Origin of the sequence: Anaerococcus lactolyticus S7-1-13 (assembly GCF_000758765.1) — a bacterium.
Taxonomy (GTDB): Bacteria; Bacillota; Clostridia; order Tissierellales; family Peptoniphilaceae; genus Anaerococcus; species Anaerococcus lactolyticus.
The window spans coordinates 62,025-87,211 of the sequence record NZ_JRMW01000038.1 but is presented as its reverse complement, the minus strand read 5'-3'; the positions used below and the strand labels follow the sequence as shown (position 1 = coordinate 87,211).

Sequence of the window (25,187 nt, the reverse complement as noted above, 5' to 3'; positions counted from 1 at the left end):
TAAAAAACTGACCTTTTGGCCAGTTTAAAAATTTTTAATTTAGTACTAAACTAAAAAAGCTTATGCTTTTTCTACTTTTCCACTTTTAATACATTTTGTACAAGCGTTAATAGTTTTTGGAGTGCCATCAACAATAGCTTTAATCTTGTGCACGTTTGCTTTAAAAGTTCTGTTGATTTGTCTATGTGAGAATGTTACAGTCTTTCCACTAGCTGTACCTTTGCCACATATATCGCATGCTCTTGACATAATTACACCTCCTTCTTATTCATCTTTATTATTCTACCAAAGTTTTATGAAAATTACAAATTTTTAGCTGATATTTTTAAGAGAGATTCTGTGTCATAATGGTATAGTATATAAGAAAAAAGATAAAAGGGGAAATTATGGATTACAAATCTCTTTATAATAATAAAAATTTTACTAATATAGACTTTGATAAAGACCTTAATACTTATACTACTTTTGGCATAGGGGGCCCTGCAGATGTCTTGGCTAAACCTACCAGCGTAGAAGAATTAGAAGAGCTTTTAAAATTTAATCACGAAAATAATATAAAAACTTTTGTTATGGGCAAGGGTTCAAATCTTTTGGTATCTGATAAGGGCATCAGGGGTTGCGTAATTGTTCTTGCTGATAATTTTGACGATGTAAAAATCGAAGGCGATTATCTGACTGCGCTTTCTGGCACTGCTTTAAATAAGGCAAGCCTTGCTGCTATAGATGAGGGACTTGCTGGCATGGAAGAAATATCTGGCATACCAGGTTCAGTTGGGGGTGCTGTAGCGATGAATGCTGGTGCTTATGGTGGAGAAATCAAGGATATTGCTGTAGAAATTAAGGCTTTTGATTTTGAAGGAAAGCTTCACACTTTTAAAAATGAAGAGATGAATTTTTCTTACAGGCATTCAAGGATTTTTGATGATAATTTAATTGTTGTTAGTGCTAAGTTTAAATTGGAAAAAGGCGATAAGCATATAATTACCGAAAAATATTTGGACTATACAAATAGACGCCAAACCAAGCAACCTCTTGATAAAAAATCTGCTGGTTCTACTTTCAAAAGGCCAGAAGGCTCCTATGCATCAAAATTAATTGATGAGTGTGGTTTGAGAGGATTTAGAGAAGGTGATTGCCAGGTTAGCGAAAAGCATTGTGGGTTCATTATCAATAGGGATAAGGCGACTTGCAAACAGATGCTTGATTTTATTAACCATGTATCAAGTATCGTTAAGGAAAAAACTGGGTTCGTCTTAGAACGAGAGGTAAAATTAGTCGGAGACTTATAGATGAAATTAAAGATAATTACAGGCCTTTCTGGCTCAGGTAAAACAACAGCCCTAAGGGCCTATGAAGATTTAGGCTATTATGCAATGGATAACGCGCCAGCATATTTGGTGGAAAAATTCATAGAGCTTAATAAATACCAAGAAAAACCAATAGAAAAGATGGCTGTTGTTATAGATTTTAGGTCATTTTCCTTAGATAATGATATTTTTAAATCTATAAAAAGCCTCAAAGAAGCCAATAAGGATACAGAAATTATCTTTATTTACTGTAACGATGAAATCATTAAAAAAAGATACAATGAATTGAGAAGACCTCATCCTCTTGGAGAGTATGGAAATGTATCGGACGGGCTTGAGAAAGAAAAGAACTTGTTAAAGCCTCTTAAGGATATATCTGACAAGCTAATAGATACAACTAACTATAAAATTGCAGAGCTAAGGCAAGTGATAGAATCCAGTGGGGATAAGAAAAATAATATGATTATAAATCTTATATCCTTTGGTTATAAGTATGGGGTGAGTGCTGATTTTGACTTTGTTTTTGATGTGAGATTTATACCAAATCCATTTTATGTAGAAGAACTTAAAAAGTTAAATGGCACTAACAAAAAACTTGCTAATTATCTAGACCAATTTGATATTATTAAGGACTTTGAAGATAGGGTTTATGGCCTCATAAATTCCCTCCTTCCTTCCTATGAAAAAGAGGGGAAGAATATTATTACCATTGCCTTTGGATGCACTGGTGGCCAACATAGGTCGGTCTATATGGTAGAGAAGATGTATGAAAAGATGAAAAATGATGATTATATACTAATTAAGAGACATAGAGAAAAGGATAAGTGGTAAGATGAGATATTTAAAAAGATTAGACATTGATAATATAAAAAATGCTAGGGATTTAGGAGGGGTACCAACTCTCGATCATAGGTCGACAAAATGGCATGAATTTTTTAGGACAGCAAGCCTTGATGATATAAATGAGGCTGATATGGAGCAATTAAAAAAATTAAATATCTCAACAATAATTGATTTAAGAAGGATAAATGAAATAGATTTTGAATCTGAAAGTCATAAAAAAATTAAGGAAAATTTTGACTACCACCACATTTCCCTTGCTCCAGACAGAGAATTTAGGAAGGAAGAAATTGAAAAGATTATTTCGGGGAAAATCTCTGTTGGCCAATCTTATAGAAATTTAATAGACCATTATGTGGCTGTTAAGGAAATTGTAGAAGTGCTCGCAAGGGCAGAGGGCTCAGTTCTTTATCATTGCCAGGAAGGTAAAGATAGGACTGGTATAGTTTCTATGATAATAATGGGCCTTGCTGATGTGGCGAGAGGCGATATTATTGCTGATTATGAAATATCTTCTGCCCATCTTGGCTATATAGAAAGGTACGATGAGGACGAACCTTTCTCAGTTTTCAGAATCACAGACCCATATTATATGAAGGAAGCTTATGACTATGTTATAAGGAAATACGGTAGCTTTGAAGCATATCTACTCTATGCCAAGTGTGAGCAAAAAGATATAGATATGTTAAGGAGCAGGATAAGGGACTAGTATGAGTTTTTCCCAAAGATGCAAGAAGGAGCTATTGCGAAAAGAACCCTTAGATTTAGAAGGCGAATTAATTTCCCTAGCTCATTTTATTGGGTCAATAAGGATTTCTGCATCTGGTTTTAATGTGATTTTTAAAACAGATGCCAACCAAGAAGCTAGATATATCTACAAACTAATTGCTGACTTATATGGTTATTCTCCGACCTTTGAGATTCAGGATAACCCGGATAAGAAAACAAAGAGAGATTATGTTGTAATAATTGAAGATGCAGATGTATCTGATAAGTTAATCGCTCTTATGAACGAAGGTTTCATAGAAAATTACAAAAATATTGAAGATGTGAAGCTTGAAACTATAAAGGGATTTTTGAAGATTGCCTTTATCTTTAGGGGCTCGGTAAATGATCCTCAAAGGGGCTACAATTTAGAGATTGTAGGAAAGAACAAAAATGAAGCTGGGCTTATTAAAGATTCAATGGATACCTTTAATTTGAATGCCAAGCTAAGTCAAAGGCTTGATAATAATATTATTTACCTAAAGGATTCTGATAAGATTTCTGATTTCTTGGCTGTTATAGGCGCCATGCAATCTCTTTTTGAACTAGAGAATGTAAGGGCAATGAAATCAATTAGAAATGATATAAATAGGATAAATAATTTTGATAATGCCAACATTGACAGGACTGTTAAGGCTTCTATTGTCCAAGTTGACGCTATAAATAAGGTTATAGAAAAGAATGCATTTGATGAATTTGACGAGCTTAGTCAAAAAATTGCTAAGCTAAGGCTAGATAATCCCTACTTATCCCTTGATGAACTTGGAGAAAAACTAAATCCACCGCTTACAAAAGCCAAGGTAAACTATAGACTGCAAAAGTTTATCAAGCTAGCAAAAGATTTGTGAGAGCAAGTCTTTTTTTAAAGGAGCACCTATGACTACAAAATTTACCCACCTCCACCTCCATACGGAATATTCTCTGCTTGATGGTTTTACAAGAATAGATGAACTTCTAGATAGGTGTAAAGAACTTGGCATGGATTCTGTTGCGATCACAGACCATGGTCAGATGTATGGGGTCATAGAATTTTATAAACAAGCACAAAAACGTGGTATAAAGCCAATTATTGGTTGCGAGGTTTATGTATCTGAAAGAGATCATAAGATAAAGGATCCAACCAATAGGAGGTACTACCACCTAATTTTGCTTGCAGAAAATAATACTGGCTATAAGAACCTTGTGAAAATTGTTTCAGAAGCTTATGTCAATGGTTTTTATTACAAACCAAGGGTGTCATTTGACTTTATAAAAAATCATACAGAAGGTCTTATTGCCCTTTCTGCCTGCTTAAATGGAGAGGTTAACCAAAGAATCTTGGAAGGAGATATGAAGGCCGCAGAAGAAACTGCCTTAAAGTATGAAAAAGCTTTTGGCAAGGGATCTTTCTTCTTAGAAGTCCAAGACCATGGTATGGCTGAGCAAAAAAAAGTAAACCAAGGCATAAAATACCTCCACAAAAAACTCGGTATAGAAATGGTTGCTACTAACGATGTTCACTATATCAACAAGGAAGATTCTTACTATCAAGATGTGCTATTGTGCATCCAAACAGGCGCCCTAATCAAGGATGAAAATAGGATGAGGATGCCAACTAGGGAATTTTACCTAAAAGACGCTGATACTATGGCGACAATCTTCAAAGATTATGAAAGAGCAATCGAAAATACAAGAAAAATTGCAGACCGTTGCCAAGTTGAAATTAAATTTCACCAACCACATTTGCCATACTACACCAAAGTTCCAGAAGACCTTACAAATCTAGATTATTTGAAATTATTAGTAAATGAAGGCCTAGCTCAAAAATATGATCAAGTTACAGACGAGATTGTAAAGAGGGCAAAGATGGAAATCGACGTTATAAACTCAATGGGTTATGTTGATTATTTCCTAATTGTGTGGGACTTTGTAAATTATGCAAGAAAAAATGACATAGCAGTTGGACCTGGTAGGGGTTCTGCAGCAGGTTCTCTTGTTTCATACGCCCTTGATATAACTCAGATTGACCCCTTGAAATACAATTTGATTTTTGAGAGGTTCTTAAATCCTGAGAGGGTATCAATGCCTGATATAGATATAGATTTTGACTATGTATTAAGGGATAAGGTAGTTGAATATGTAAATGACCTTTATGGCAGGGATCACGTTTCGCAGATTGTAACTTTTGGTAGGATGCAGGCTAGAAATGCCATAAGGGATGTTGGCAGGGCTTTGGATATAGCCTATGGCAAGGTCGATACCATTGCCAAGCAAATTCCAGCAACAATTGGTATGACCATTGATAAGGCCCTAGCAGAATCTGATGCCTTTAGGGCCTCCTACGAAAAAGATGCTGAGGGAAAAAGACTAATTGACACAGCCAAAAAGCTCGAGGCTCTTCCTCGCCATACATCTATCCACGCTGCAGGTGTAGTTATTTCTAAAGACCCACTTACAGATATTATTCCACTCGCTTTGTCAAACGACCAAGTTGTAAGCCAATTTGATATGACAGAGATAGAAGAGCTGGGACTTTTAAAAATGGATTTTTTGGGCCTTAGAAACCTCACAGTTATCAAAGACACCATAAAGGATGTTAAGAAAAATTACGGTGTAGACCTTGATATAAGAAAAATCGATGTAAATGATGTAAATGTGATCAAGCAATTTAACCAGGCTAAGACCATAGGACTTTTTCAGTTTGAGTCAGCTGGCATGAGGGCCTTTCTTAAAAATTTAAAGCCGACAGTTTTCGATGACCTTATTGCGGCGAATTCTTTATTTAGACCTGGGCCAATGGATGAGATTCCCAAATATATCCACAACAAAAATAACCCGGCTGACGTCACTTTCCTTGATGAAAAATTAAAACCTATCCTAGGTGTGACTTATGGGATAATTGTCTACCAGGAACAGGTAATGCAGATAGTTCAGCAGCTTGCAGGCTATTCACTAGGTGAAGCTGACAACCTAAGGCGTGCCATGTCTAAGAAAAAAATGGCAGTTATGGAAGAAAATAGGGATATTTTTATAAATGGTAAGGTCAGCGAGGATGGGAAAGTCATAATACCAGGAGCGGTGAGAAATGGTGTTGATAGACAGGTGGCAAATACAATTTATGATGAAATGATTTCCTTTGCTAAATACGCCTTCAATAAATCTCACTCTGCAGCCTATTCGCTTGTGGCAGTTCAAACGGCATATCTCAAGCACTATTACCCAGAAGAATATATGGCAAATTTGATTTCATCTGTCATGGATCAGTCGGGCAAGCTTTATTCTTATGTATCTGAGACAAAAAGGCTTGGAATAGAAGTTCTTGCACCAGATATAAATAAGTCTTACGGGTCTTTTAAGGTGGCAGACAAAAAAATTATCTTTGGCCTATCGGGGATAAAAAATGTTGGACTAAATCTTATAGACTCTATCGTTAAAGCAAGAGATGAAGGCGGAGCCTTTACTAATTTTAAAAATTTCCTTGAGAGAGTTGAAGATTACGACCCAAGGGCCCTTAATAAAAAGGGAATAGAATCTCTAATTAAGGCGGGAGCCTTTGATAGTCTGGGCTATACCAGGTCGTCACTCATGGCGATTTTTGAAAAGGCCATAAATACTGTCCACGATAATAATAAAATTAATGTGACAGGTCAGATTAATCTTTTGGATATGGCTAGTGCTAAAGAAGATACGGACATAGATATGCCAAATATTGATGAGTATCCAAAAAAGGTTAAGTTAAAATTAGAAAAAGAGGTTCTTGGTTTTTATATTTCTGAACATCCCTTGTCAGAAAGAAGCCTAGCTCTTTCAAATATTGTTAATTTTACAACAAATTATAGGGAAGAACTTGGTGAAAATAGGCTGGCTAGTCTTGACGGCAAATTTGTTACTATGGCTGGTATTATCAATAACAAAAAAGAACTTACTACAAAAAAACGAGATTTAATGGCCTTTGCATCGCTTGAAGATATGTATGGAAACATTGAAATGGTGATATTTCCCAAGACTTATAGCGAGTATAGAAAATTAATTGATGATGATAACGTTGTGATTGTCAAAGGAAGATTGCAAACTGATGAAACTGACGTAAAATTATTAGCGTCAGAATTTATTGACCTAGACAATGCAAATCTTAAAACTTTGTATCTAAAAATAAAATATAGAGAGTATAATAATATCAAAGGCTTGCTTATGGAAAATTTAGGCAAGAACCCAGTAAAAATATATTTTGAGGATAAGAAAAAGTTAGTGGGTCTTGATTCAAGATTGTGGTTTAATATTAATGACCAAGCTATAAAGCTACTTGAAGATAGGCTCGGAAAAGAAAATGTTAAGGTAAAATAAGGAGAAATAATGAAGACAATAGGTATACTTACTAGCGGTGGCGACGCTCCAGGTATGAACTCTGCTATCAGGGGAGCTGTTAGAACTGCGTTAAATAAATCCATGAGGATTAAGGGTGTCAGAAACGGTTACGATGGCTTAATGAAGGGAGATATCTATGAAATGAATATCTCATCTGTAGCAGACATCATCCACAAGGGTGGTACTATCTTAGGTACTGCAAGAAGCCTTGAATTTCAAACCCCAGAAGGTCAAAAAAGAGGAGCTCAAATCCTTGCTGACTATGGTATCGAAGGCTTGATCGTAATTGGTGGTGACGGATCATTTAAGGGTGCCAAGGCCCTATCTGATTTAGGAATTAAAACAATCGGTATTCCTGGAACTATAGACAATGATATGGGCTATACTGATTATACTATAGGATTTTTTACTGCCATAGAAACAGTATCTGATGCCATTGGTAAATTAAGAGATACATCTAGCTCTCACGGTAGGGCTGTTGTTATAGAGGTAATGGGCCGTAACTGTGGGGACTTAGCTTTGTATTCAGGTCTTGCAGGAGGAGCCGAATCCATTATCGTTCCTGAGCATAATTTTTCGATTAATGAAATAATTGCCAAGATGGAACATGGTAGAAAAAGAGGAAAACTTCATCATTTGATAACTCTAGCAGAAGGTGTTGGTGACCCATATGCTCTAGCAAATGAACTTGAAGAAAAAACTGGTATCGAGACAAAGGTAACAGTTTTAGGTCACGTTCAAAGGGGCGGTTCACCATCAGCTGTTGATAGACTTCTAGGATCTGCAATGGGCTCTAGGGCTGTTGACTTATTGGCAGAAGAAAAAACAGGCCTTGCTATAGGTTATGTAAACGGAAAAATTATAGAAGTAAGTATAGAAGAAGCTACATCTGTTAAGTCAGTTTTCGATGAAAATCTTTATGATTTAGCAAATAGCTTATCAAGATAGGAGTAAAAATGCAACCAGAAATTTTAAAGAAAACCAAAATTGTTTGTACTATAGGACCAGCTAGTGAAAAACCAGAAGTGCTTGAACAACTCATTCACAATGGAATGAACGTAGCAAGACTTAACTTTTCACACGGAACTCATGAAGAACATTTAGAAAAAATTAAAACAATTAAAAGACTAAGAAGGAAACTAAATAAACCAATAGCTATCATGCTAGATACTAAGGGTCCAGAAATCAGAACTGGTAATTACAATGTAAAGGAAATCTACCTTAAACCAGATGACATTTTTACTCTTACAACTAGAGATGTAATGGGAACCCAAGACATAGTATCTGTAAGTCATAAGGGCTTACCTCAAGATGTTAAGGTTGGCAGCGAAATCTACATAGATGATGGCCTAGTTCAACTTGAAGTAATAGAAATTAAAGATGGAACAGATGTAGTTTGTAGGGTACAAAACAACGGTGTACTTTCAAACCACAAGGGAGTTAACCTTCCAGGTTCTAAAACAAACCTACCAGCAATCACTCCAAAGGATGTAGATGACATAAAATTTGGTATAGAAAATGGAATCGACCTTATCGCAGCCTCTTTCGTTCGTAAAAAAGAAGACGTTTATGATATAAGAAAAGTTCTTGAAGACCACGGTGGAGAGAATATAAAAATCATTTCTAAGATTGAATCTCAAGAAGGTGTTGATAATATCGAAGAAATCATCGAAGCATCTGACGGAATCATGGTTGCCAGAGGAGACCTTGGTATAGAAATAAAAACAGAATTAATACCAGGAGTACAAAAAGATATCATAAGAAGATGTAATGCTGCTGCAAAACCAGTTATTACAGCTACTCAAATGCTTGATTCTATGATTAGAAACCCAAGACCAACAAGAGCTGAGACAACAGACGTTGCCAATGCTATTATAGATGGTACTGACTGCGTTATGCTTTCAGGTGAAACAGCTGGTGGTAAATATCCAGTTCAAGCTGTTAAGACCATGAGAGATATCTGTATTACAACAGAATTATCAGATGACTTCATAGAAAAAGTTTACAATACAAAAGTAGTATCTAGAAGAAATACTACAAACTCAATAGCAAGATCTACTTGCCAAATCGCAAGAGAACTAGACGCAAAAGCTATTATTTCTTGTACATCATCAGGTAATACTTCAAGGGTAATTTCTAAATTTAGACCAAGAACAACAATCGTAGCTGCAACAACTACAGATAGCGTTGCTCGTCAATTATCAATTGTTTGGGGTGTTTATCCACTTGTAATTAAAGAAGCTCACGAAACAGACGAACTTATCGAAAGAGCTATAGTTGGGGGATTATCAGAAGGCTACCTAGAAGAAGGCGACCTAACTATAGTAACTGCTGGTGTTCCACTTGGTGTAAGCGGATCTTCAAACCTAATTAAAGTTCATGTGATTGGTGATATCATCACATCTGGTACAGGTATAGGTGCTAAATCTGTATCTGGTAAGGTTGTAATTGGATCAACAAAGAAAGAACTTGAAAGTAAATTTGAAGAAGGCGACATCATAGTAGCCAAATTTACTGACTCAGATATTACAGAATTTATAGAAAAAGCATCAGCTATAGTCACAGAAACCGGTGGATTAACAAGCCATACAGCAGTAGCAGCTGTTCACTTCGGCATTCCTGCAGTAGTTGGTGCAGTAAGCGCTCAAAGCCTTGTAGAAGATGGTCAAATCATTACAGTAGACCCAATAGGCGGAGTAATCTACAACGGAGAAACAAAAGTAATCTAATGAAATACAATGATATCTATATAAGAGATATCCTAATAGATGGGAGAGGAGTTGGCGAAACTCCTGACAAGGTTGCTTTTATCGAAGACGCAGTCTATGGTGAAGTCTGCGAAATAGAAATAATAGAAGAAAAGAAAAATTTCTACAATGCAAAAAAGATAAAAACAATCAAAGAAAGCCCAGTACAAACACAAGCTCCATGTCCATATTTTTATGAATGTGGAGCTTGTACTATTATGGATATAAAATATGAAAATCAAATACAAATAAAAAAGAATCTAATTCTATCTGCCCTAGCTAAATCAACATCCTATAAGCTAGAAGATATTGAAATTATCCCATCAAAGGAGTTGAGATATAGGAATAAAATAAGGCTCCAAGTAGAAAAAGACGGCAGACTTGCCTATAACAAATCCTATTCAAACGACTTAGTTTACATAAAAGATTGCCTGCTTGTTAGGGAAAATATTGGCGAAAATGTAGGAAAAATAGAAGAAATAACCAAGGATATATCTGAAAAATTTAAGGGTGCAATAAAAGAAATCACCGTAAGAACCAACGGCACAGACATCATGTTAAATCTTGATCTTGATAACAATAATGAACCCATCGCCTATATCAAAGAAAAATACTCAAGTAGCAAATTTTTTATAAATATAATAGGCAAGGAAAATATAAATATTTCTGGTAAAGATTTTTTAGAATACAAGATATGTGACAAAACCTTCAGGATAAGTGGCAATGATTTCTATCAAGTAAATGACTTTCAAATAGAAAATCTTTACGGCCAAGCAAAAAAACTTTTAGGATCTGGCAAAAAAGTCCTAGACCTCTACTGCGGCTCAGCCACCTCTTCTATAGCTATAAATGGTGATAGGCTAGTAGGTGTAGAAATAAACAAAAATGCCATCCAAGATGCTAAAATAAATGCAGAAATAAACGACCTAAAAGACTTTAAATTCATAGCTAAAAACGCCAAATACATCGACGAAAAATTTATAAAAAAAGAAAAAATCGATAGCCTAATTGTAGACCCACCAAGAGCAGGCCTCGACAAAGACCTAATAAAATCCATAGGTAAATCCGGCCTAAAAGAAATAATCTACATCTCCTGCAACCCCCAAACCCTAGCAAGAGATATAAATAGATTTGAAGAAGAAGGCTACAAACTAGAAAAAATCAAAGCCGTAGACATGTTCCCACAAACCATGCATGTGGAGAGTGTAGCGTTGATGCAAAAGATGTAAATTTAGAAATCCTGCATTTTAAGCAGTTTTATAAGCATTTTGTCTTTGATAAAGATGAAGAAGGATACGTCAAAAAGACTCAAAAAAACTATATGGATGTAAGAGTAGTTTTGAGACTAGTATGAGGAAACACAAAAAATATAATTAACCCATTTTGTACTTTCTACAAGAGTAGCTTAAAAGGCTGCTCTTTTTTATTAAAGGGAGTAATATTTCGTTACATCCTTTTTCAAAAAATGGAAAACTCATAAGCAACTTTACATATTCGCTTTTATAACATATAATAAAAGCGTAAACGAGAGGAGGCGGACTATGAATATACTTAAAGAATATATACAAGAAAATTTAGTAATCACCAACAAAGAAGCAGAAGAACTTGGATATACTAGGCATAATTTATCAGAATTAACAAAAATCGGACAATTAGAAAGATTAAGACCAGGACTATATCAACTAAAAGGAAAAGTAATAGACGATTTTGTTTTAATATCATCAAATAGTAATCGAATTATATTTTCCCATCAAACAGCCCTATACCTCCACGACCTATCCGACAGGACTCCAAATGTATTTCATATATCTGTACCCCAAGGATATAATGCAAGCCATATCAAAAAAAGATATGAGGATCTACAAGTTCACTATGTAAAAAAAGACTTATACGAACTAGGAGAGACAGAAATAAAATCACCACAAGGTAAACTTATCCCAGTTTACGATATAGATCGAACAATTTGCGACATCATAATCGACAGAGAAAAAATAGATAAGCAGATTTTTACAGAAGCCATAAAAAGATACTTTAAATCACAAAATAAAAATCTAAGACGACTCATAAAATACAGTAGACTATTTAAAATAGAAAATGAAATTAGGAAATATATGGAGGTGTTATCGTGATTAATATCGAGAGTATAAAGGGAAAGATAAGAAGCATGGCAGAGAAGAAAAATCTAAAGTCACAAGAAGTTCTACAAATATATTTCTTCGAAAGATTTTTAGAAAGGCTATCCAAATCAAATTACAAAAATAATTTTGTAATAAAAGGAGGATTCCTGATATCATCTCTAATTGGTATTGAAAATAGAACAACTATGGACATGGATACAACCATAAAAGGCATAGCCCTAAAAGAAGAGAAAATAAAAGAAGTCGTAGATGAAATTATAAATATCAATGTAGAAGATGGAATAAAATTTGAAATAAAAGACATTAGTTATATTAGGGAAGAGGACGAGTACGAGAACTTTAGAATATCACTAATAGCAAATGTTGGAAAGACCAAAAACCCGATGAAACTAGACCTAACAACAGGAGATGCAATAACACCAAGGGAAATAGAATATACCTATCCATGTATATTTACCAAAGAAGATATAAAAATAATGGCATATCCATTAGAAACAATTTTAGCTGAAAAATATGAAACCATAATCAGAAGAAATATAACAACAACACGAATGAGAGACTTTTACGACATATACACTCTCTACAAATTGAAAAAAGATGAGATAAACTATGAAATTTTAAAAGAAGCAGTAGAGAGAACCTTAAACAAAAGAGAAAGCTGGGAGATAATGCAAGACTATGAGGAAATAATCGAGGACATAAAAGAAGATTCATACCTAAGATCCTTGTGGGAAGTATATCTCAGTGAAAATAAGTATATTGGAGATTTGACCTTTGATAAGGTTATTGATGTAGTGACAATTATTTCAAATAGAATTAATGAGATGTAATTTAACAGACACTGTCTTGCAATCATAGACAAGAAAATATTAAGTAAAAGAGAAGTGGAATTAATCTACTTCTTTTTTACTTAAAGTTTAAAGGATTAAAATTGAAAAATTTTATGCCAATTGCTTATCCTAATATATAAGGCAAAAGATTTAGAGAACTTAAAGATAGGAAATTCTATCAAAATCTTTGGACTTGTAAAACAAATATTTATAACAATGAGATATGATATAACAAATGTACTAATATATAAATATCGATGATATCTCAAATGCCTATAATTTTCTACTAATAATTCTATTAATGCAAAGTTTTGAAATTACAACGAATATAAAGTATAATATAGTAAAGTAAAAGTTTGCAAATACACAAGTTTTATTTGCATAATAAAAAACAGAATAAGGATGATAATTATGAAGATTAATTACAATGGACTCTGGAAAGTATTAATTGATAAAAATATGAACAAAAAAGACTTGATGGATAGAGTAGGTATATCAACTGCAACAGTGGCAAAAATGACAAAGGGAGAATTTGTTAGTATGCAAGTTTTATATAGAATTTGTAAAGAGTTAGATGTAGACTTTAATGATGTTATATCTATGTATAAAAGTAATTCAATTTAATAGAAAAGGAGAGCACAACTAATGACTGTTCAAAAACAATTTGAAAAATTCAATGATAATATAAGAGTAGACTTTGATACGAATCATGAATTAAAAGAGAAACGTGAAGTATTAGTCAACATTTTAAGAAATTCTGATGACTTGCCATCGTTTGAGGTTATAAATCAAGGCAGCTACATTCTAAAAACAGGAATAAAACCTGAAGATGATCAAGAATATGATATAGACGTTGGATTAATATTTAATGTAAATAAAGATGATTACAAACCGTTGGATTTAAAGGAAAAAATTTGTTCTATACTAGAGAATCATACAGACTATGGTGCTAAGATAAAAAAGCCTTGTGTAACAGTAACTTATAAAAAAAATAATAAAGCTGCGTTTCATGTTGATTTAGTAGTTTATGCTTATGAGGATAATGAGAATAAAGAAAGTCAATTGTATATTGCTAAAGGAATTTCAAGCAATCAGGATTCTATTAAATGGGAAAAAGCTGATCCAAAAGGCCTCGTAGATTATATTAATAATACAATTGTTAAAGGAGAACAAAGAGATCAATTTAGAAGAATCATACGTTATATAAAAAAATGGAGGAACAGGCGATTTAGTAACTTTGGGCATATTTCTCCAGCAAGTATAGGATTAACATTAATGGCTATTGACAACTTTTCTTATTATTCTGATGATGATTTGACAGTATTAATAGATGTCGTTAATTATATAAAGAATAAATTTCATTATAGAAAAACAGAAAATGGTAGAGATCTTTATAGAATAGAGTTATCTTTACCATATGAACTTTCATTTGATTTTCCAAATGATGTCTTTGAAAAAATGACAGATAATCAAATGACAGATTTTAAAGATAAGATTACAAAGTTTTCTAACGATTTGAAAGAAGCTAGAAATGAAATTGATGAGTATGCCCAATATAAAAAATTGAATAAGATTTTTGGAGATGATTTCGAAATTCCTGAAGAGAAAAACACAGCCAAAAATCAAGTTAACTATATTCCCTCATCAAGTTCATCTGGATGGGAGATATATTAATTGGACTCAAATCAATTAAGAGATATCTTATTAGATAATAAATATATCTCAGACGTTATGATTGAAGAGAATGCAAGCTTTAAAAAGACAGAATATAAATTTTTAATCAGTTGTTCTTTATCAACAAATAGTAAGTTAATTCCAGTTAAAATTGGATTACCATTAAATTGGGAACTAAGTTTAATAGATATATACTGTGAGATAGATAAGCTCCCTTTTATCCCACATGTTGAAAAGAATGGGAAACTATGTTTATTTGATTTAGAAGGAGCTTTGATAGATTGGAATTTTGAGGGAGTTTTTAATCAATGCATAGACAAAGCTATTAAAATTTTAGATGATGGCATAAATGGTAAAAACAAGAGAGGTTTGTTGGAAGAATTTAATTCGTATATATACAACAGAGATGATTATAAAAATATTGATGTTGCTATTCCCAAAGAAAAGAAAAACCAAAAGATTAGTTATTGTACAAAAAATAAGATATCTAAAGTAAGAAAGAAAAATGAGACGGATGCTGAATATCTAAAGAGAACTACTATAACATCTTATTTTGCAAGTACCTTATCATCAGATTTTGATTTATGGGGATATAGGAATAGAACACAATTCAATGGTTTATATTTCTTTTTAGCTCCAAATAAAGCAATATATCCTCCTGATTTCAGAAAATCTGTAGATTTATCATATTTAAATAATATTTTGAGCTATTGCTCTTTTAACAATAAAGATAAGAGATATTTAAAAACAAAAGATATGCTTTTTATATTTGAAATTAAACAACCTGAAAAAATTAATAATGTAATAGGATTTTTAATTGAAAATGGAAAGTATGATATTGAGCTTGATAAGCTTAAAATTAGCAATGCTAAAAGAATCATTCCTATCTGTGTAGATAGATTAGATAAGAGTTATCTAATGAATAGAACATCATTCGATAAAAACATACTTGCTAATAAAAAATATCTTTTAATAGGATGTGGTTCTATAGGGGGATATACATTTAGTAATCTGATTAAATCGGGAGTAGAAGACATTACTCTTGTTGATTCAGACCATCTAAATGCTGAAAATATATATAGACATTTACTTGGCATTGAATATCTAAACAACTATAAGGCAGAAGCCTTGAGAATATATGGAGAGAAAAATTTACAAAATTTAAATATAAAAACTGTTGATGACAAAATTGAGGATGCAATTGAAGATTGTTCTATAGAATTTGAAGATTATGATTATATAATATCAGCAACTGGAAATGAAATTCTTAACCGTTGGTTAAATAAATATATTGTTACTAATAAAATACAGACACCTGTTTTTTATTTATGGAATGAGCCATTAGATATTGGGTCACATGTTGCGTTTTTTGATATAAATTATAAAGGGTGTTATGAATGTATATTTAAAAGAGACAATGGTGGGATTTTATATAATTCATTTGCTTATACGCAAAAAGGACAAGTTATTGCTAAATCCAACTCTGGATGTCAGGGTTCTTTTATTTCTTATGGTTCGTTAATATCTATAAAAACAAGTCTAATGTTTATGGATTTATTAAAGAAGCATGCACTTAACAGTATACAAAGTAATCTTATATTTTCTTCAAAAGGCGACGAGTATTATTTCAAATTAGCAGGATTAAATTTTTCAAAACGTTTTAGATCACAAAAATCTGATTCTGAAATTATAAAATTTGATAATATTTATAATAAAACTTGTAGTATTTGTGGTGAATTATGACAATAAGCGAAAATATTCAAAGGGTTAAAATTAAGGATTCAGTTATTGATTTATTTAAGAAATATATACAATATAAACAAAATGGTTTAGAATCTGGTGGAATAATTATAGGTAAAGAAAACTTACAAAATAATTATTATACTATAGGTTATGCAACAGAACCATATAAAAATGACAAGAGAAAAAGGAATAGATTTAAGAGGTTAGATACTAAACATGTAGAGACCTGTAACTCAATATATTTAAGAAGTGGTAAAATTTATAGGTATGTAGGGGAGTGGCACACTCATCCTGAGGCTATTCCCCAATATTCAGATATAGACTTAAAAAACTGGAAAAAAATAGCAAAAGGTTCTGATGAAATAAGTTTATATTTCCATATTATAGTAGGATATGAAGCATATAGAATTTGGAAATATGAAAAAACGGGTATGATTGAGCTGTTAGAAACTATTTATTGGGGAGATAGATATGAAAGAAATAATTAGAAAATTTAAAGACTGTAAAACTCAATTATGTCAGCTTCTCTTTATAGTTTTAGCATTATTTTTACCTATAATATCGAATATTAAGAGTGTTATAAATACAGAACCAAAGAATATTTCATTTAATATAATTGATATAATATATTATTTTTTGTCAAAATTGGGAAATCTAGGAATAGGTATTTTCTTTGCAGGAATAGTTATTTTGACTATAAGAAAAATGAATAAGAATAAAACTTTAAACAATGGAAATATATATCATGATCATAGTTATTTATGGTTTTTGTTATGCTCTAAAATTTTAGGATATGAAAAGTGTAACTTAGTATTAGTTCCTATTTATATGCAATTTAAACTAGTTATTAATGATGTATTCAGTGAGTTTATAGTAACAAACAATATCTCCGAAGAAAAAACATCTTCTAAAATTATATATATCAATTGCGATAATAAGGATTCTTTAGAATATAATTTAATTTTAGAAGATACTTATTCAATAAATGATTTTCAAATCCCGCCAGAAAAGAAACAATTACCAACAATTAAAGTTATAAATTCCAAGACAAAAAGTGAAGGAGTTAGAAAGTATAATCCGAAATTTGTAGAGTTTGTAGTAAAAGAAATTAGGGCGTTACCTAAAGGAGTATTAATTAATATTTTTGCTACAACACACGCACAACACAATTATGAAATTGTTGAGCAGTCGCTAAAGTTAGCAGATAGAGGTAACATAGCGGAAGTATTTGTATACCAGCAAGATAGACAGAGCTATAGAAATTTTTCTGAAAGATATAAAGTTATATAGATGACTTTTTTGTTTAATTCAACAAAAATTTTAAGCATTTATTTATATAAAAGTATTATCTAAGTTATTTATTTAAAGGATATTCTAGCATTAGAGTATTCTTTTTTTATTGTATTTACTTAGAATATTATATGTAAGTTTGGAAGGTTATTTTTTAATCTGATAGATTGATTTGAAAAATAAAAATATAATTATACTCATTAAAAATGCTATATTTGATGTACCTAGTTTTTAGTATTGCTCATCTGATATTTAATGACTTATATAGGAATTAGATTTTGTATGATTTGGAGATCCATAACACTTGAATCTTGATTTTATATTGCATGATTTATTTTGATTTGTTAAGAAGTAGGGAATGGATCTGCCATATTTCTTTTGATAACTTTTCTATCTGTTTATTCATTGATTCGATTTCATTTTTGTAAATAACACCAGTTGTATTAGTTGCCTTTGCAATCTGATTTATATTGTTTGTTGTATTTGAAAGTAACCATTGTAGGTTTCTAAATGGTTCTAAATCTACAACATAAATCTCTTTTTCTAATACACATTTTCTAAGAAAGTGGGACATGGTTTTGTAGTTTGCAAGTTTCATTTTCTTTTCAAAAATTTCTTTTTCTTCATCAGTTAAATATATTTTTAGTTGATTATTTCTTTTTCTATTATCCATAGTATATCTCCTTATCATAAAATATTGGGGTTTTAGGGTTCTCCCTACAAGGTAAAATTGATAAAAAAAGAAGCAGTCCATAAAGGTTCTGCTTCATCAATTTTTCGTAAGTGGGTACTCACTTACTGTGCTTGCTATTAAAGTTATAAGCGCTAAGCGTGTTATTTATAGTAAATAAGATTATACCATACTTAGAATGTAAATTCAGGGCACTATTGACAAAAGTGAAAGAAAATGATAATCTATATTAATAGAACGAGTGTCGGTCAATAGGTGGTGAGGTTTTGGTAAAGAGAAATGTAAAAGATCCAGAAGAAAGAAAACAGGAGCTTATAAACATAGCATCCAGACTTTTTGAGAAATATGGGTATGAGAAAGTTTCTGTTAGAGATATTCTCGCAGAAGTTAATGGAGCGCCGGGAATGTTTTATTATTATTTCAAATCAAAAGAAGATATTTTCTTGGCGTGCATGGAAACATATTTTGAAGAAAAACTAAAAAATAAGTTAGATATACTTCAAAATAAGGAAATAGATTACGAAGAAAGAATAAAAATTCTAAGAGAACTCATAGTAAAAGATATCAGTCAATTCACAACAAGATATAATTTTTCAAAAGAGAATTCAATTACAGATAACTCGTACAGGATATGGGAATTGATTCATTACATTGGAAAATTTATAGATGTCTATTCAGAGTTTATAATTGAAGGAATTGAAAATAAAAAAATAGAAAATAATATGGGAATAAACAGGGAAAATGTGAGAAGTTTTGCAGCTTTTATTTTATACGGAGCTGTTGGAACAATATATAATGACTATATTATTAAGGGAGAAAACAAAACAAATTCAAGTGAAGCCTTTGGAATAATAAGCGAACTATTTCAAAGACCTCATTAGAGAAAAATAAAATATAAGTATTTTACAAGGGAAACATCAATGGTGTTTTCCTTGTATTAGTTTTAAGGTAAATGAACGAACTCGTTCGGTAAGGAGGTATGTTTTAGATGAAAAAGAAGAAATCAATCAAAGATATTATTTCCTACAGTGAAAATAAAAAAAGGACAACTTGTAGGAGGAATATTATTTGTTAGTCTTGGGATGCTATTAAGTATTTGTCCAATTTTGGTGATATACAAAGTCATAAAATCTCTATTTTTATATGGAAAATTAGAACAAAGTACAATACAGTTCTGCACCTATGGACTTGCAGCAGTGGTATTATCATATTGTTTAACTTACTTTGGCGGTATTTTATGCCATAAGTTTTCATATGTTTTAATAGCTAACTTAAAAAAGAAGATATTATTTCATATTGGGAATCTTCCTTTAGGTTTTTATACTGGAGACAACAAGTCAAAAATAAGGCAAGTATTAGGATCGGACATGAATCAAATTGAGGGATATTTTTCTCATCAATTACCAAATTTAATTTCAACTTTAGCACTAATTTTAGCAATGATAATTGTTATGTTGAAGATAAATTTAATATTAGGTCTTACGACTTTGTTAATTATATTTGTTGGTTTAGGAATTCAGATTGCAATCATGGCAAAGATTATAAAGTCGGGTGGACTTGAGAAGAACTTTGCGATTTTGGATCAAATTAATTCAGCAACTACTGAATACGTTAAAGGTACGCCGGAAGTGAAAATATTTGGAACAGGAGCAAAATCATTTAAAACTTTTTCAAAGTCAGTAGGAGAATATAGAGATTTTACAAGTTCGATGACATCAATGATAAGACCGGGATTTGTTTCATTTAGAATGTTTATTTTATCTGTTGCTACATTCATAGTTCCAGTAGGAATACTTTTAATGTCACGAAATAATAACTTGGATTTTGCTACAGTTTTTATTTTCTATGTAATTCTTGCACCTGCCATTAGCGTACCTGCATTAAAACTTAGAGATTTTGCAGAAGGAATGAATTTACTAAATGAAGTTGTTTTGAGAATCTACGAAATTATAGATCAAAAAGAATTGGCAATTGAAAATAGCGAGGAAGAGATAAAAGGTCATGATCTTGAATTTGAGAATGTAAGCTTTTCTTATGGAGATGAAGAGGTTTTAAAGAATATAAGCTTCTGTGCTAAACAAGGAGAAGTTACAGCATTAGTTGGTTATTCGGGAGCAGGCAAATCTACCATTGGAACGCTAATACCCAGATTTTACGATCCTTCAGAAGGCTCTATTAAAATTGGTGGAGTTAACATAAAAAACATTCCGATGAGTGCCCTAATGGACAAGATAGCATTCGTTTTTCAAGACAGTGATCTTATCACAGATACAGTCTTCAATAATGTTGCTATGGCAAAGACAGGCTCTACAAAAGAAGATGTCATAAAAGCATGTGAAAAAGCAAGATGTCATGATTTTATTGAAAAACTCCCTAATGGATACAATACTGTTTTGGGTAAAGGGACTTATTTATCTGGAGGAGAGAAACAACGTATTGCTGTAGCAAGAGCGATTTTAAAGAATGCACCAATATTAGTATTAGACGAGGCAACAAGTTTTGCAGACTCTGAAAATGAATATCTTATGCAGGAAGCTTTATCTGAATTGGTTAAAGATAAGACAGTCATCATGATTGCGCATAGGTTAAACACCATAGAGCATGCAAATCAAATCTTAGTAATATCTGATGGAAAAATTGCAGAAAAAGGTAAGCATGAAGATTTAATCGTCGCAGATGGAATATATAAGCGACTTTTTGATATTTATAAGAAGACAAATTTTTGGCAAATGGATATAGAAGGGAGTGAGAATGAATGATAAGAAATATTACTTTAGGAAAGATGAATAATATAAGAAAATCCATTATCTTAAATGTTTTGGCATCTATTTCCAACCTTATACCATTTATTGCTTTGGCGAAAATTGTAGAAACACTATTTTTGAATAGAGGAGCAGATAGTATAGATACGAGCCTTTTATGGAAGTATTTTGGGATAATGGCAATATTTTTCTTTGTAACATTCTTATTGGAAAATTTGGCCACAAAATATACCTATGAACTTGGATACAAGGCAAGTGCAGATGGAAGAATAGAGCTTGCAGACCACATAAGAAAACTGCCGATAGGTTACATTTCTGGGAAAAGTTCAGCAGAGATCTTAGATACATTAATGAATGATTTTTTCAAAGTTGAAACGGCAGTAACGCATCAATTACCTCAATTTTTCAGTGGCATATGCGTAGCGGTTCTTTGCTCAATATTATTTTTGATAATTAATGTAAAAATGGGAATAGCAACTCTTATTGGACTACCTATTTCTGTTCTACTTCTTACACTAATGCAAAACTTTCAGAAAAAAATTTATTTGAAAACAAAGAAAATTAAGATAAAAGAGGAAGAAGATATAAACGAATATTTGGATGCTATTAAGACTCTAAAAGCTTATAACAGCTTAGATGATACATTAATAAAGCTTGAAGAAGATATAGATAACTCAAGAAATGCAAATATTAAGAGTGAGAAAGGGGTTGGTTCATTAACTACTATAGCTAGTATGATTTTAAGAATAGGACTTCCTTTGATGAGTTTAGTTGGTTCCTATTTATTTATAAATGGATCTTTGGAAATTGATACATTTTTAATGTTCTTATTTGTAGGCACAAGGATTTTTGATCCCTTGGAGCTTGCACTTGTAAATTATACAGGTCTACAAATGGCATCAGTTTCAGGAGAGAGAATCATTAACTTACTTAACGCTAAACCTATGTCAGGAAATTCCGATGTAAACGAAAGCAACAAAATTGAAATCCACGATGTTTCATTTTCTTACAAGGAATCTAAGGTTATCAATAATGTTTCATTAGACATTAATGAAAATGAATTAACTGCTTTTGTTGGTTACTCTGGCTCTGGAAAATCTACACTAATTAAATTAATTTCCAGATTTTATGATCCTAATGAAGGGACAATTAAAATTGGTGGAGTAGATTTGCTAACAGCCGACCCTGATAAATTAATGGATAAATTTTCTGTTGTTTTTCAAGATGTGTATCTTTTCAAAGACACAATTTATAACAACATAAAATTTGGAAATGAATATGCAAGTAAATATGAAATCATGAATGCTGCAAAAATGGCAGGAGCTTATGACTTTATAGTCAAAAAAGATGATGGATTTGACACTATGATTGGACAAGGAGGAGCGACTCTGTCTGGAGGTGAGAAACAAAGAATATCAATAGCGAGAGCAATATTAAAAAATGCCCCAATAATACTACTTGATGAAGCAACATCTTCGCTTGATCCTGAAAATGAACTTATTATACAGGAAGCCATATCAAATTTAATTAAAAATAAAACAGTTGTGGTTGTAGCACATAAATTAAGAAGCGTAATGGGAGTTGATAAAATTGTTGTTTTAGACAAAGGAAAGGTAGAGGAAGTTGGGAAGCATGAAGAGCTTATTAAAAATGAAGGACTATATAAAGACTTATGGAATTATCAAGAAAAGTCTAAAGAATGGAAGATTGTACAGTAACAATCAATTTTAAAGGAGGAAATTTATGAAAACACAAAAGAAATCATCAAAAAATGCAGTTACAGCCGGTGTTTTAATTGCACTTTACTTTGTAACATATTTAGTAATTGGGGCAATATCAATGCCTGTCCCTGTTTTATTTTTACTAATGCCTATGCTTGTAGCACTACTTGCTGCACCAACCTATCATATGCTGCTTGCAAAGACAAAGTCAGCTACTGCTATTGTAATCGCAGCTATCTTACCAAGTATTTTATTAGTTGCAACTGGACATATTCCAATTGCACCATTAGTGGCAGTGCCTGCCGGAATAATTGCTATGTTCATAGCAAAAGGTGGGAATTATACAGACTTTAAGAAAAATACAATTAGTCATATGTTTTTTTCTCTAAACTTATTTGGAGGATTTTTACCAATTTGGGTTATGAGAGAATCATATTTTGAAAGTGTAATAAAAGGTGGCTTAGATCAAAGCTTTTGTAACACAGTAAGGGCATGGACACCGATATGGATGTTACCAGTTATGATTATAGGAACATTTATATTCTCTTTGATTGGTTCTTATTTTACAAAAAAAATATTAAATAAAAAGTTGGAATCCGCAGGAGTTTTATAATGGAAAATTCAAAGTTTGTTCTGGGGTCAAAATATGACCTCCGAACAAAACTTATCTTGCTTATAGGTGCGAATATTTTAATTTTTTTAGGGTTTGGTTTGATATATCAAAGCCTTATTAGCTTATTTTTTCTTGCCATCATTATTAGTGATGGCTATAAGAAATCCGCTATAAGGTATATTTTATTCTTTGTAATAAGTGTTGTATTAGAAAAAACTTTAGCCTATTTCAATATAAATTTTCTTTTGAATTTAATTTTATTCCTCTTTGCAATTGGGAGAAAATTTTTGCCATGTATTATTGTGGGTAAATGGATTTTAAATTCCACATCTGTTTCCAGTGCAGTAGCAACTTTACAAAAATTAAAACTTTCAAAAGACACACTCATAATGATTTCTGTAATATTTAGATGTTTACCTACGATTAAAGATGAGTGGAGTCATATAAATATGGCAATGAAAACAAGAGGGATTAGCGTTAGCCTTTATAATTTATTTCATAGACCTGCTGCGACAATGGAATACTTTTTTGTACCATTATTCGTAAGCGTAATAGAAATCGGGGATGAGCTATCCCAATCAGCCATTATAAGGGGTCTTGATGCTCCTGTTAACAAAACAAGTAGACACCTAATTAAGTTTAGAAAAAATGATATTGGTGTTCTAATTCTTATGATTTTAATTTTATCAATAGTAATATTTATGAAAGTGTTAGGGTGGGACTTATGATTGAAATTAGAGAATTAAGTTTTAAGTACAAGGGAGGATCTGATTACTCATTAAAAGATATAAACTTGAAAATCAAAAAAGGGGAATGTATTCTTCTATGTGGCAGGAGCGGTTGCGGAAAGTCGACCCTATTAAAGCTTATGAACGGTATAATACCTGAGTTTTATGATGGGGACATTTCCGGAAGGGTTATGGTCAATGGTATGAATACATTTACTACACCAATTTATAAATTATCTAAGGATGTAGGATCAGTTTTTCAAAATCCTAAAACACAATTTTATACAACAAACACTACAGATGAAATTGCTTTTGGTTTAGAAAATTACGGAATAGAAAGAGAAGTAATTAACAAAAGAATTAAAGAGGTCGAAAAAGAGCTTCATCTTGAAAACTTGATGAATAAAAATATATTCAATCTTTCCGGAGGAGAAAAGCAGAAGATTGCTATAGCAAGTATTTACGCATTAAACCCTGAGATATTTATTCTTGATGAACCGTCTTCAAGCTTAGACATAAAGTCAATGAAAGAGCTATCACTTACAATGAAAAAGCTTAAATCTTTAGGAAAAACTATTATTATTGCAGAACATAGGCTGTGGTATTTAAAAGACATTGTTGATAGAGCAATACATTTAGAGGATGGGAAAATCATCAGAGAATATAATATGGATGAAATTGAAAATCTAAGTGAGGATGAACGAATGAGAACTGGACTTAGGCATTCTGATTATAAAGCTATTGAAGGATTTGAAGATTTTGAAACTTCAAATAAAGGGGCTTTATTAGAATTGAAAAATCTGATATTTAAAAGAAATACCAGAACAATTTTGTCCATCAAGGATCTTACATTTTGCTATGGAAATATTATTGGGATTGTTGGAGAAAATGGAATTGGGGATAATGCTATAATGATGATAGTACAATAAATCCAAGTAAAATCAATGGTTAAAGGCTTCCACAAAACTTTTAAACTTGATGATGGATTGAGACT

Annotated in this window: 23 protein-coding genes; 21 read left to right on the top strand and 2 right to left on the bottom strand. The window is 31.9% G+C overall.

Features of this window, described 5'->3' with window-relative positions:
• Nucleotides 1-60 precede the first annotated feature (60 nt).
• Nucleotides 61-249, bottom strand: a complete 189-nt coding sequence (rpmB, locus tag HMPREF1630_RS06725) for a 50S ribosomal protein L28 (protein WP_004830049.1) — start codon at nt 247-249, stop codon at nt 61-63.
• A gap of 137 nt (nt 250-386) precedes the next feature.
• Here rpmB and murB point away from each other — a divergent pair, with 137 nt between their 5' ends.
• The 15 genes from murB to HMPREF1630_RS06650 all read left to right on the top strand — a co-directional run bounded on the left by murB (nt 387) and on the right by HMPREF1630_RS06650 (nt 17,678).
• Nucleotides 387-1,289: a UDP-N-acetylmuramate dehydrogenase gene (gene murB, locus HMPREF1630_RS06720; RefSeq protein ID WP_037328283.1), complete on the top strand. Its 903-nt coding sequence runs from the start codon at nt 387-389 to the stop codon at nt 1,287-1,289.
• Nucleotides 1,290-2,138, top strand: coding sequence for an RNase adapter RapZ (gene rapZ / locus HMPREF1630_RS06715; RefSeq protein WP_037328282.1), 849 nt, complete (start codon nt 1,290-1,292; stop codon nt 2,136-2,138).
• A gap of 1 nt (nt 2,139) precedes the next feature.
• Complete coding sequence (locus HMPREF1630_RS06710; protein WP_037328281.1) at nt 2,140-2,856, top strand: tyrosine-protein phosphatase; 717 nt, start codon at nt 2,140-2,142, stop codon at nt 2,854-2,856.
• A 1-nt stretch (nt 2,857) separates the two neighbouring features.
• Complete coding sequence (whiA, locus tag HMPREF1630_RS06705) at nt 2,858-3,760, top strand: DNA-binding protein WhiA (protein ID WP_037328279.1); 903 nt, start codon at nt 2,858-2,860, stop codon at nt 3,758-3,760.
• Between the two features lie 28 nt (nt 3,761-3,788).
• Complete coding sequence (locus tag HMPREF1630_RS06700; RefSeq protein WP_037328277.1) at nt 3,789-7,235, top strand: DNA polymerase III subunit alpha; 3,447 nt, start codon at nt 3,789-3,791, stop codon at nt 7,233-7,235.
• A 9-nt stretch (nt 7,236-7,244) separates the two neighbouring features.
• Nucleotides 7,245-8,204, top strand: coding sequence for a 6-phosphofructokinase (gene pfkA, locus HMPREF1630_RS06695; protein ID WP_037328276.1), 960 nt, complete (start codon nt 7,245-7,247; stop codon nt 8,202-8,204).
• A gap of 8 nt (nt 8,205-8,212) precedes the next feature.
• Nucleotides 8,213-9,985 carry a pyruvate kinase gene (gene pyk, locus HMPREF1630_RS06690; protein WP_037328274.1) on the top strand — a complete coding sequence of 591 codons (1,773 nt, stop codon included), beginning with the start codon at nt 8,213-8,215 and terminating at the stop codon, nt 9,983-9,985.
• Nucleotides 9,985-11,232, top strand: coding sequence for a 23S rRNA (uracil(1939)-C(5))-methyltransferase RlmD (gene rlmD, locus HMPREF1630_RS06685; RefSeq protein WP_037328273.1), 1,248 nt, complete (start codon nt 9,985-9,987; stop codon nt 11,230-11,232). The genes pyk and rlmD overlap by 1 nt, the downstream gene beginning before the upstream one ends.
• 312 nt (nt 11,233-11,544) lie before the next feature.
• Nucleotides 11,545-12,132 (top strand): type IV toxin-antitoxin system AbiEi family antitoxin domain-containing protein, encoded by a 588-nt coding sequence (locus HMPREF1630_RS06680; protein WP_037328272.1) that lies wholly within the window; start codon nt 11,545-11,547, stop codon nt 12,130-12,132.
• Nucleotides 12,129-12,971, top strand: a complete 843-nt coding sequence (locus HMPREF1630_RS06675; protein WP_037328270.1) for a nucleotidyl transferase AbiEii/AbiGii toxin family protein — start codon at nt 12,129-12,131, stop codon at nt 12,969-12,971. The genes HMPREF1630_RS06680 and HMPREF1630_RS06675 overlap by 4 nt, the downstream gene beginning before the upstream one ends.
• A 411-nt stretch (nt 12,972-13,382) precedes the next feature.
• Nucleotides 13,383-13,595 (top strand): helix-turn-helix domain-containing protein, encoded by a 213-nt coding sequence (locus HMPREF1630_RS06670; RefSeq protein ID WP_004835177.1) that lies wholly within the window; start codon nt 13,383-13,385, stop codon nt 13,593-13,595.
• Nucleotides 13,596-13,616: 21 nt separating this feature from the next.
• A complete protein-coding gene (locus tag HMPREF1630_RS06665) occupies nt 13,617-14,645 on the top strand; it encodes a nucleotidyltransferase domain-containing protein (RefSeq protein WP_037328268.1) in 1,029 nt (342 codons plus the stop codon).
• A gap of 57 nt (nt 14,646-14,702) precedes the next feature.
• On the top strand, nt 14,703-16,388 hold the full coding sequence (locus HMPREF1630_RS06660; RefSeq protein ID WP_156095814.1) for a ThiF family adenylyltransferase: 1,686 nt from the start codon (nt 14,703-14,705) through the stop codon (nt 16,386-16,388).
• Entirely contained in the window at nt 16,385-16,876 is a 492-nt protein-coding gene (locus HMPREF1630_RS06655) for a Mov34/MPN/PAD-1 family protein (protein ID WP_037328266.1), read from the top strand. The genes HMPREF1630_RS06660 and HMPREF1630_RS06655 overlap by 4 nt, the downstream gene beginning before the upstream one ends.
• Entirely contained in the window at nt 16,860-17,678 is an 819-nt protein-coding gene (locus HMPREF1630_RS06650; RefSeq protein WP_052039399.1) for a hypothetical protein, read from the top strand. The genes HMPREF1630_RS06655 and HMPREF1630_RS06650 overlap by 17 nt, the downstream gene beginning before the upstream one ends.
• Before the next feature lie 331 nt (nt 17,679-18,009).
• Here HMPREF1630_RS06650 and HMPREF1630_RS06645 read toward each other — a convergent pair whose 3' ends face one another.
• Nucleotides 18,010-18,351, bottom strand: coding sequence for a plasmid mobilization protein (locus HMPREF1630_RS06645; RefSeq protein ID WP_037328264.1), 342 nt, complete (start codon nt 18,349-18,351; stop codon nt 18,010-18,012).
• Between the two features lie 284 nt (nt 18,352-18,635).
• Here HMPREF1630_RS06645 and HMPREF1630_RS06640 point away from each other — a divergent pair, with 284 nt between their 5' ends.
• The 6 genes from HMPREF1630_RS06640 (at nt 18,636) to HMPREF1630_RS06615 (ending at nt 25,122) form a co-directional block, all read left to right on the top strand.
• Nucleotides 18,636-19,250 carry a TetR/AcrR family transcriptional regulator gene (locus HMPREF1630_RS06640; protein ID WP_037328262.1) on the top strand — a complete coding sequence of 205 codons (615 nt, stop codon included), beginning with the start codon at nt 18,636-18,638 and terminating at the stop codon, nt 19,248-19,250.
• Between the two features lie 147 nt (nt 19,251-19,397).
• Nucleotides 19,398-21,128 (top strand): ABC transporter ATP-binding protein, encoded by a 1,731-nt coding sequence (locus HMPREF1630_RS06635; protein ID WP_231549526.1) that lies wholly within the window; start codon nt 19,398-19,400, stop codon nt 21,126-21,128.
• Entirely contained in the window at nt 21,125-22,849 is a 1,725-nt protein-coding gene (locus HMPREF1630_RS06630; protein ID WP_037328260.1) for an ABC transporter ATP-binding protein, read from the top strand. The genes HMPREF1630_RS06635 and HMPREF1630_RS06630 overlap by 4 nt, the downstream gene beginning before the upstream one ends.
• A 25-nt stretch (nt 22,850-22,874) precedes the next feature.
• Nucleotides 22,875-23,465 (top strand): MptD family putative ECF transporter S component, encoded by a 591-nt coding sequence (locus tag HMPREF1630_RS06625; RefSeq protein WP_037328259.1) that lies wholly within the window; start codon nt 22,875-22,877, stop codon nt 23,463-23,465.
• A complete protein-coding gene (locus HMPREF1630_RS06620; RefSeq protein WP_037328258.1) occupies nt 23,465-24,193 on the top strand; it encodes an energy-coupling factor transporter transmembrane component T in 729 nt (242 codons plus the stop codon). The genes HMPREF1630_RS06625 and HMPREF1630_RS06620 overlap by 1 nt, the downstream gene beginning before the upstream one ends.
• Nucleotides 24,190-25,122, top strand: coding sequence for an ABC transporter ATP-binding protein (locus HMPREF1630_RS06615; RefSeq protein WP_231549525.1), 933 nt, complete (start codon nt 24,190-24,192; stop codon nt 25,120-25,122). The genes HMPREF1630_RS06620 and HMPREF1630_RS06615 overlap by 4 nt, the downstream gene beginning before the upstream one ends.
• Nucleotides 25,123-25,187 lie beyond the last annotated feature (65 nt).

Coding starts and splice junctions, on each gene's coding strand:
- HMPREF1630_RS06700 (WP_037328277.1), top strand. CDS start 3,789: ATGACTACAAAATTTACCCACCTCCACCTCCATACGGAATATTCTCTG.
- HMPREF1630_RS06660 (WP_156095814.1), top strand. CDS start 14,703: ATGATTGAAGAGAATGCAAGCTTTAAAAAGACAGAATATAAATTTTTA.
- HMPREF1630_RS06710 (WP_037328281.1), top strand. CDS start 2,140: ATGAGATATTTAAAAAGATTAGACATTGATAATATAAAAAATGCTAGG.
- HMPREF1630_RS06655 (WP_037328266.1), top strand. CDS start 16,385: ATGACAATAAGCGAAAATATTCAAAGGGTTAAAATTAAGGATTCAGTT.
- whiA (WP_037328279.1), top strand. CDS start 2,858: ATGAGTTTTTCCCAAAGATGCAAGAAGGAGCTATTGCGAAAAGAACCC.
- HMPREF1630_RS06625 (WP_037328259.1), top strand. CDS start 22,875: ATGAAAACACAAAAGAAATCATCAAAAAATGCAGTTACAGCCGGTGTT.
- rlmD (WP_037328273.1), top strand. CDS start 9,985: ATGAAATACAATGATATCTATATAAGAGATATCCTAATAGATGGGAGA.
- HMPREF1630_RS06665 (WP_037328268.1), top strand. CDS start 13,617: ATGACTGTTCAAAAACAATTTGAAAAATTCAATGATAATATAAGAGTA.
- HMPREF1630_RS06680 (WP_037328272.1), top strand. CDS start 11,545: ATGAATATACTTAAAGAATATATACAAGAAAATTTAGTAATCACCAAC.
- murB (WP_037328283.1), top strand. CDS start 387: ATGGATTACAAATCTCTTTATAATAATAAAAATTTTACTAATATAGAC.
- rapZ (WP_037328282.1), top strand. CDS start 1,290: ATGAAATTAAAGATAATTACAGGCCTTTCTGGCTCAGGTAAAACAACA.
- pfkA (WP_037328276.1), top strand. CDS start 7,245: ATGAAGACAATAGGTATACTTACTAGCGGTGGCGACGCTCCAGGTATG.
- HMPREF1630_RS06620 (WP_037328258.1), top strand. CDS start 23,465: ATGGAAAATTCAAAGTTTGTTCTGGGGTCAAAATATGACCTCCGAACA.
- HMPREF1630_RS06615 (WP_231549525.1), top strand. CDS start 24,190: ATGATTGAAATTAGAGAATTAAGTTTTAAGTACAAGGGAGGATCTGAT.
- HMPREF1630_RS06650 (WP_052039399.1), top strand. CDS start 16,860: ATGAAAGAAATAATTAGAAAATTTAAAGACTGTAAAACTCAATTATGT.
- HMPREF1630_RS06630 (WP_037328260.1), top strand. CDS start 21,125: ATGATAAGAAATATTACTTTAGGAAAGATGAATAATATAAGAAAATCC.
- rpmB (WP_004830049.1), bottom strand. CDS start 249: ATGTCAAGAGCATGCGATATATGTGGCAAAGGTACAGCTAGTGGAAAG.
- pyk (WP_037328274.1), top strand. CDS start 8,213: ATGCAACCAGAAATTTTAAAGAAAACCAAAATTGTTTGTACTATAGGA.
- HMPREF1630_RS06670 (WP_004835177.1), top strand. CDS start 13,383: ATGAAGATTAATTACAATGGACTCTGGAAAGTATTAATTGATAAAAAT.
- HMPREF1630_RS06645 (WP_037328264.1), bottom strand. CDS start 18,351: ATGGATAATAGAAAAAGAAATAATCAACTAAAAATATATTTAACTGAT.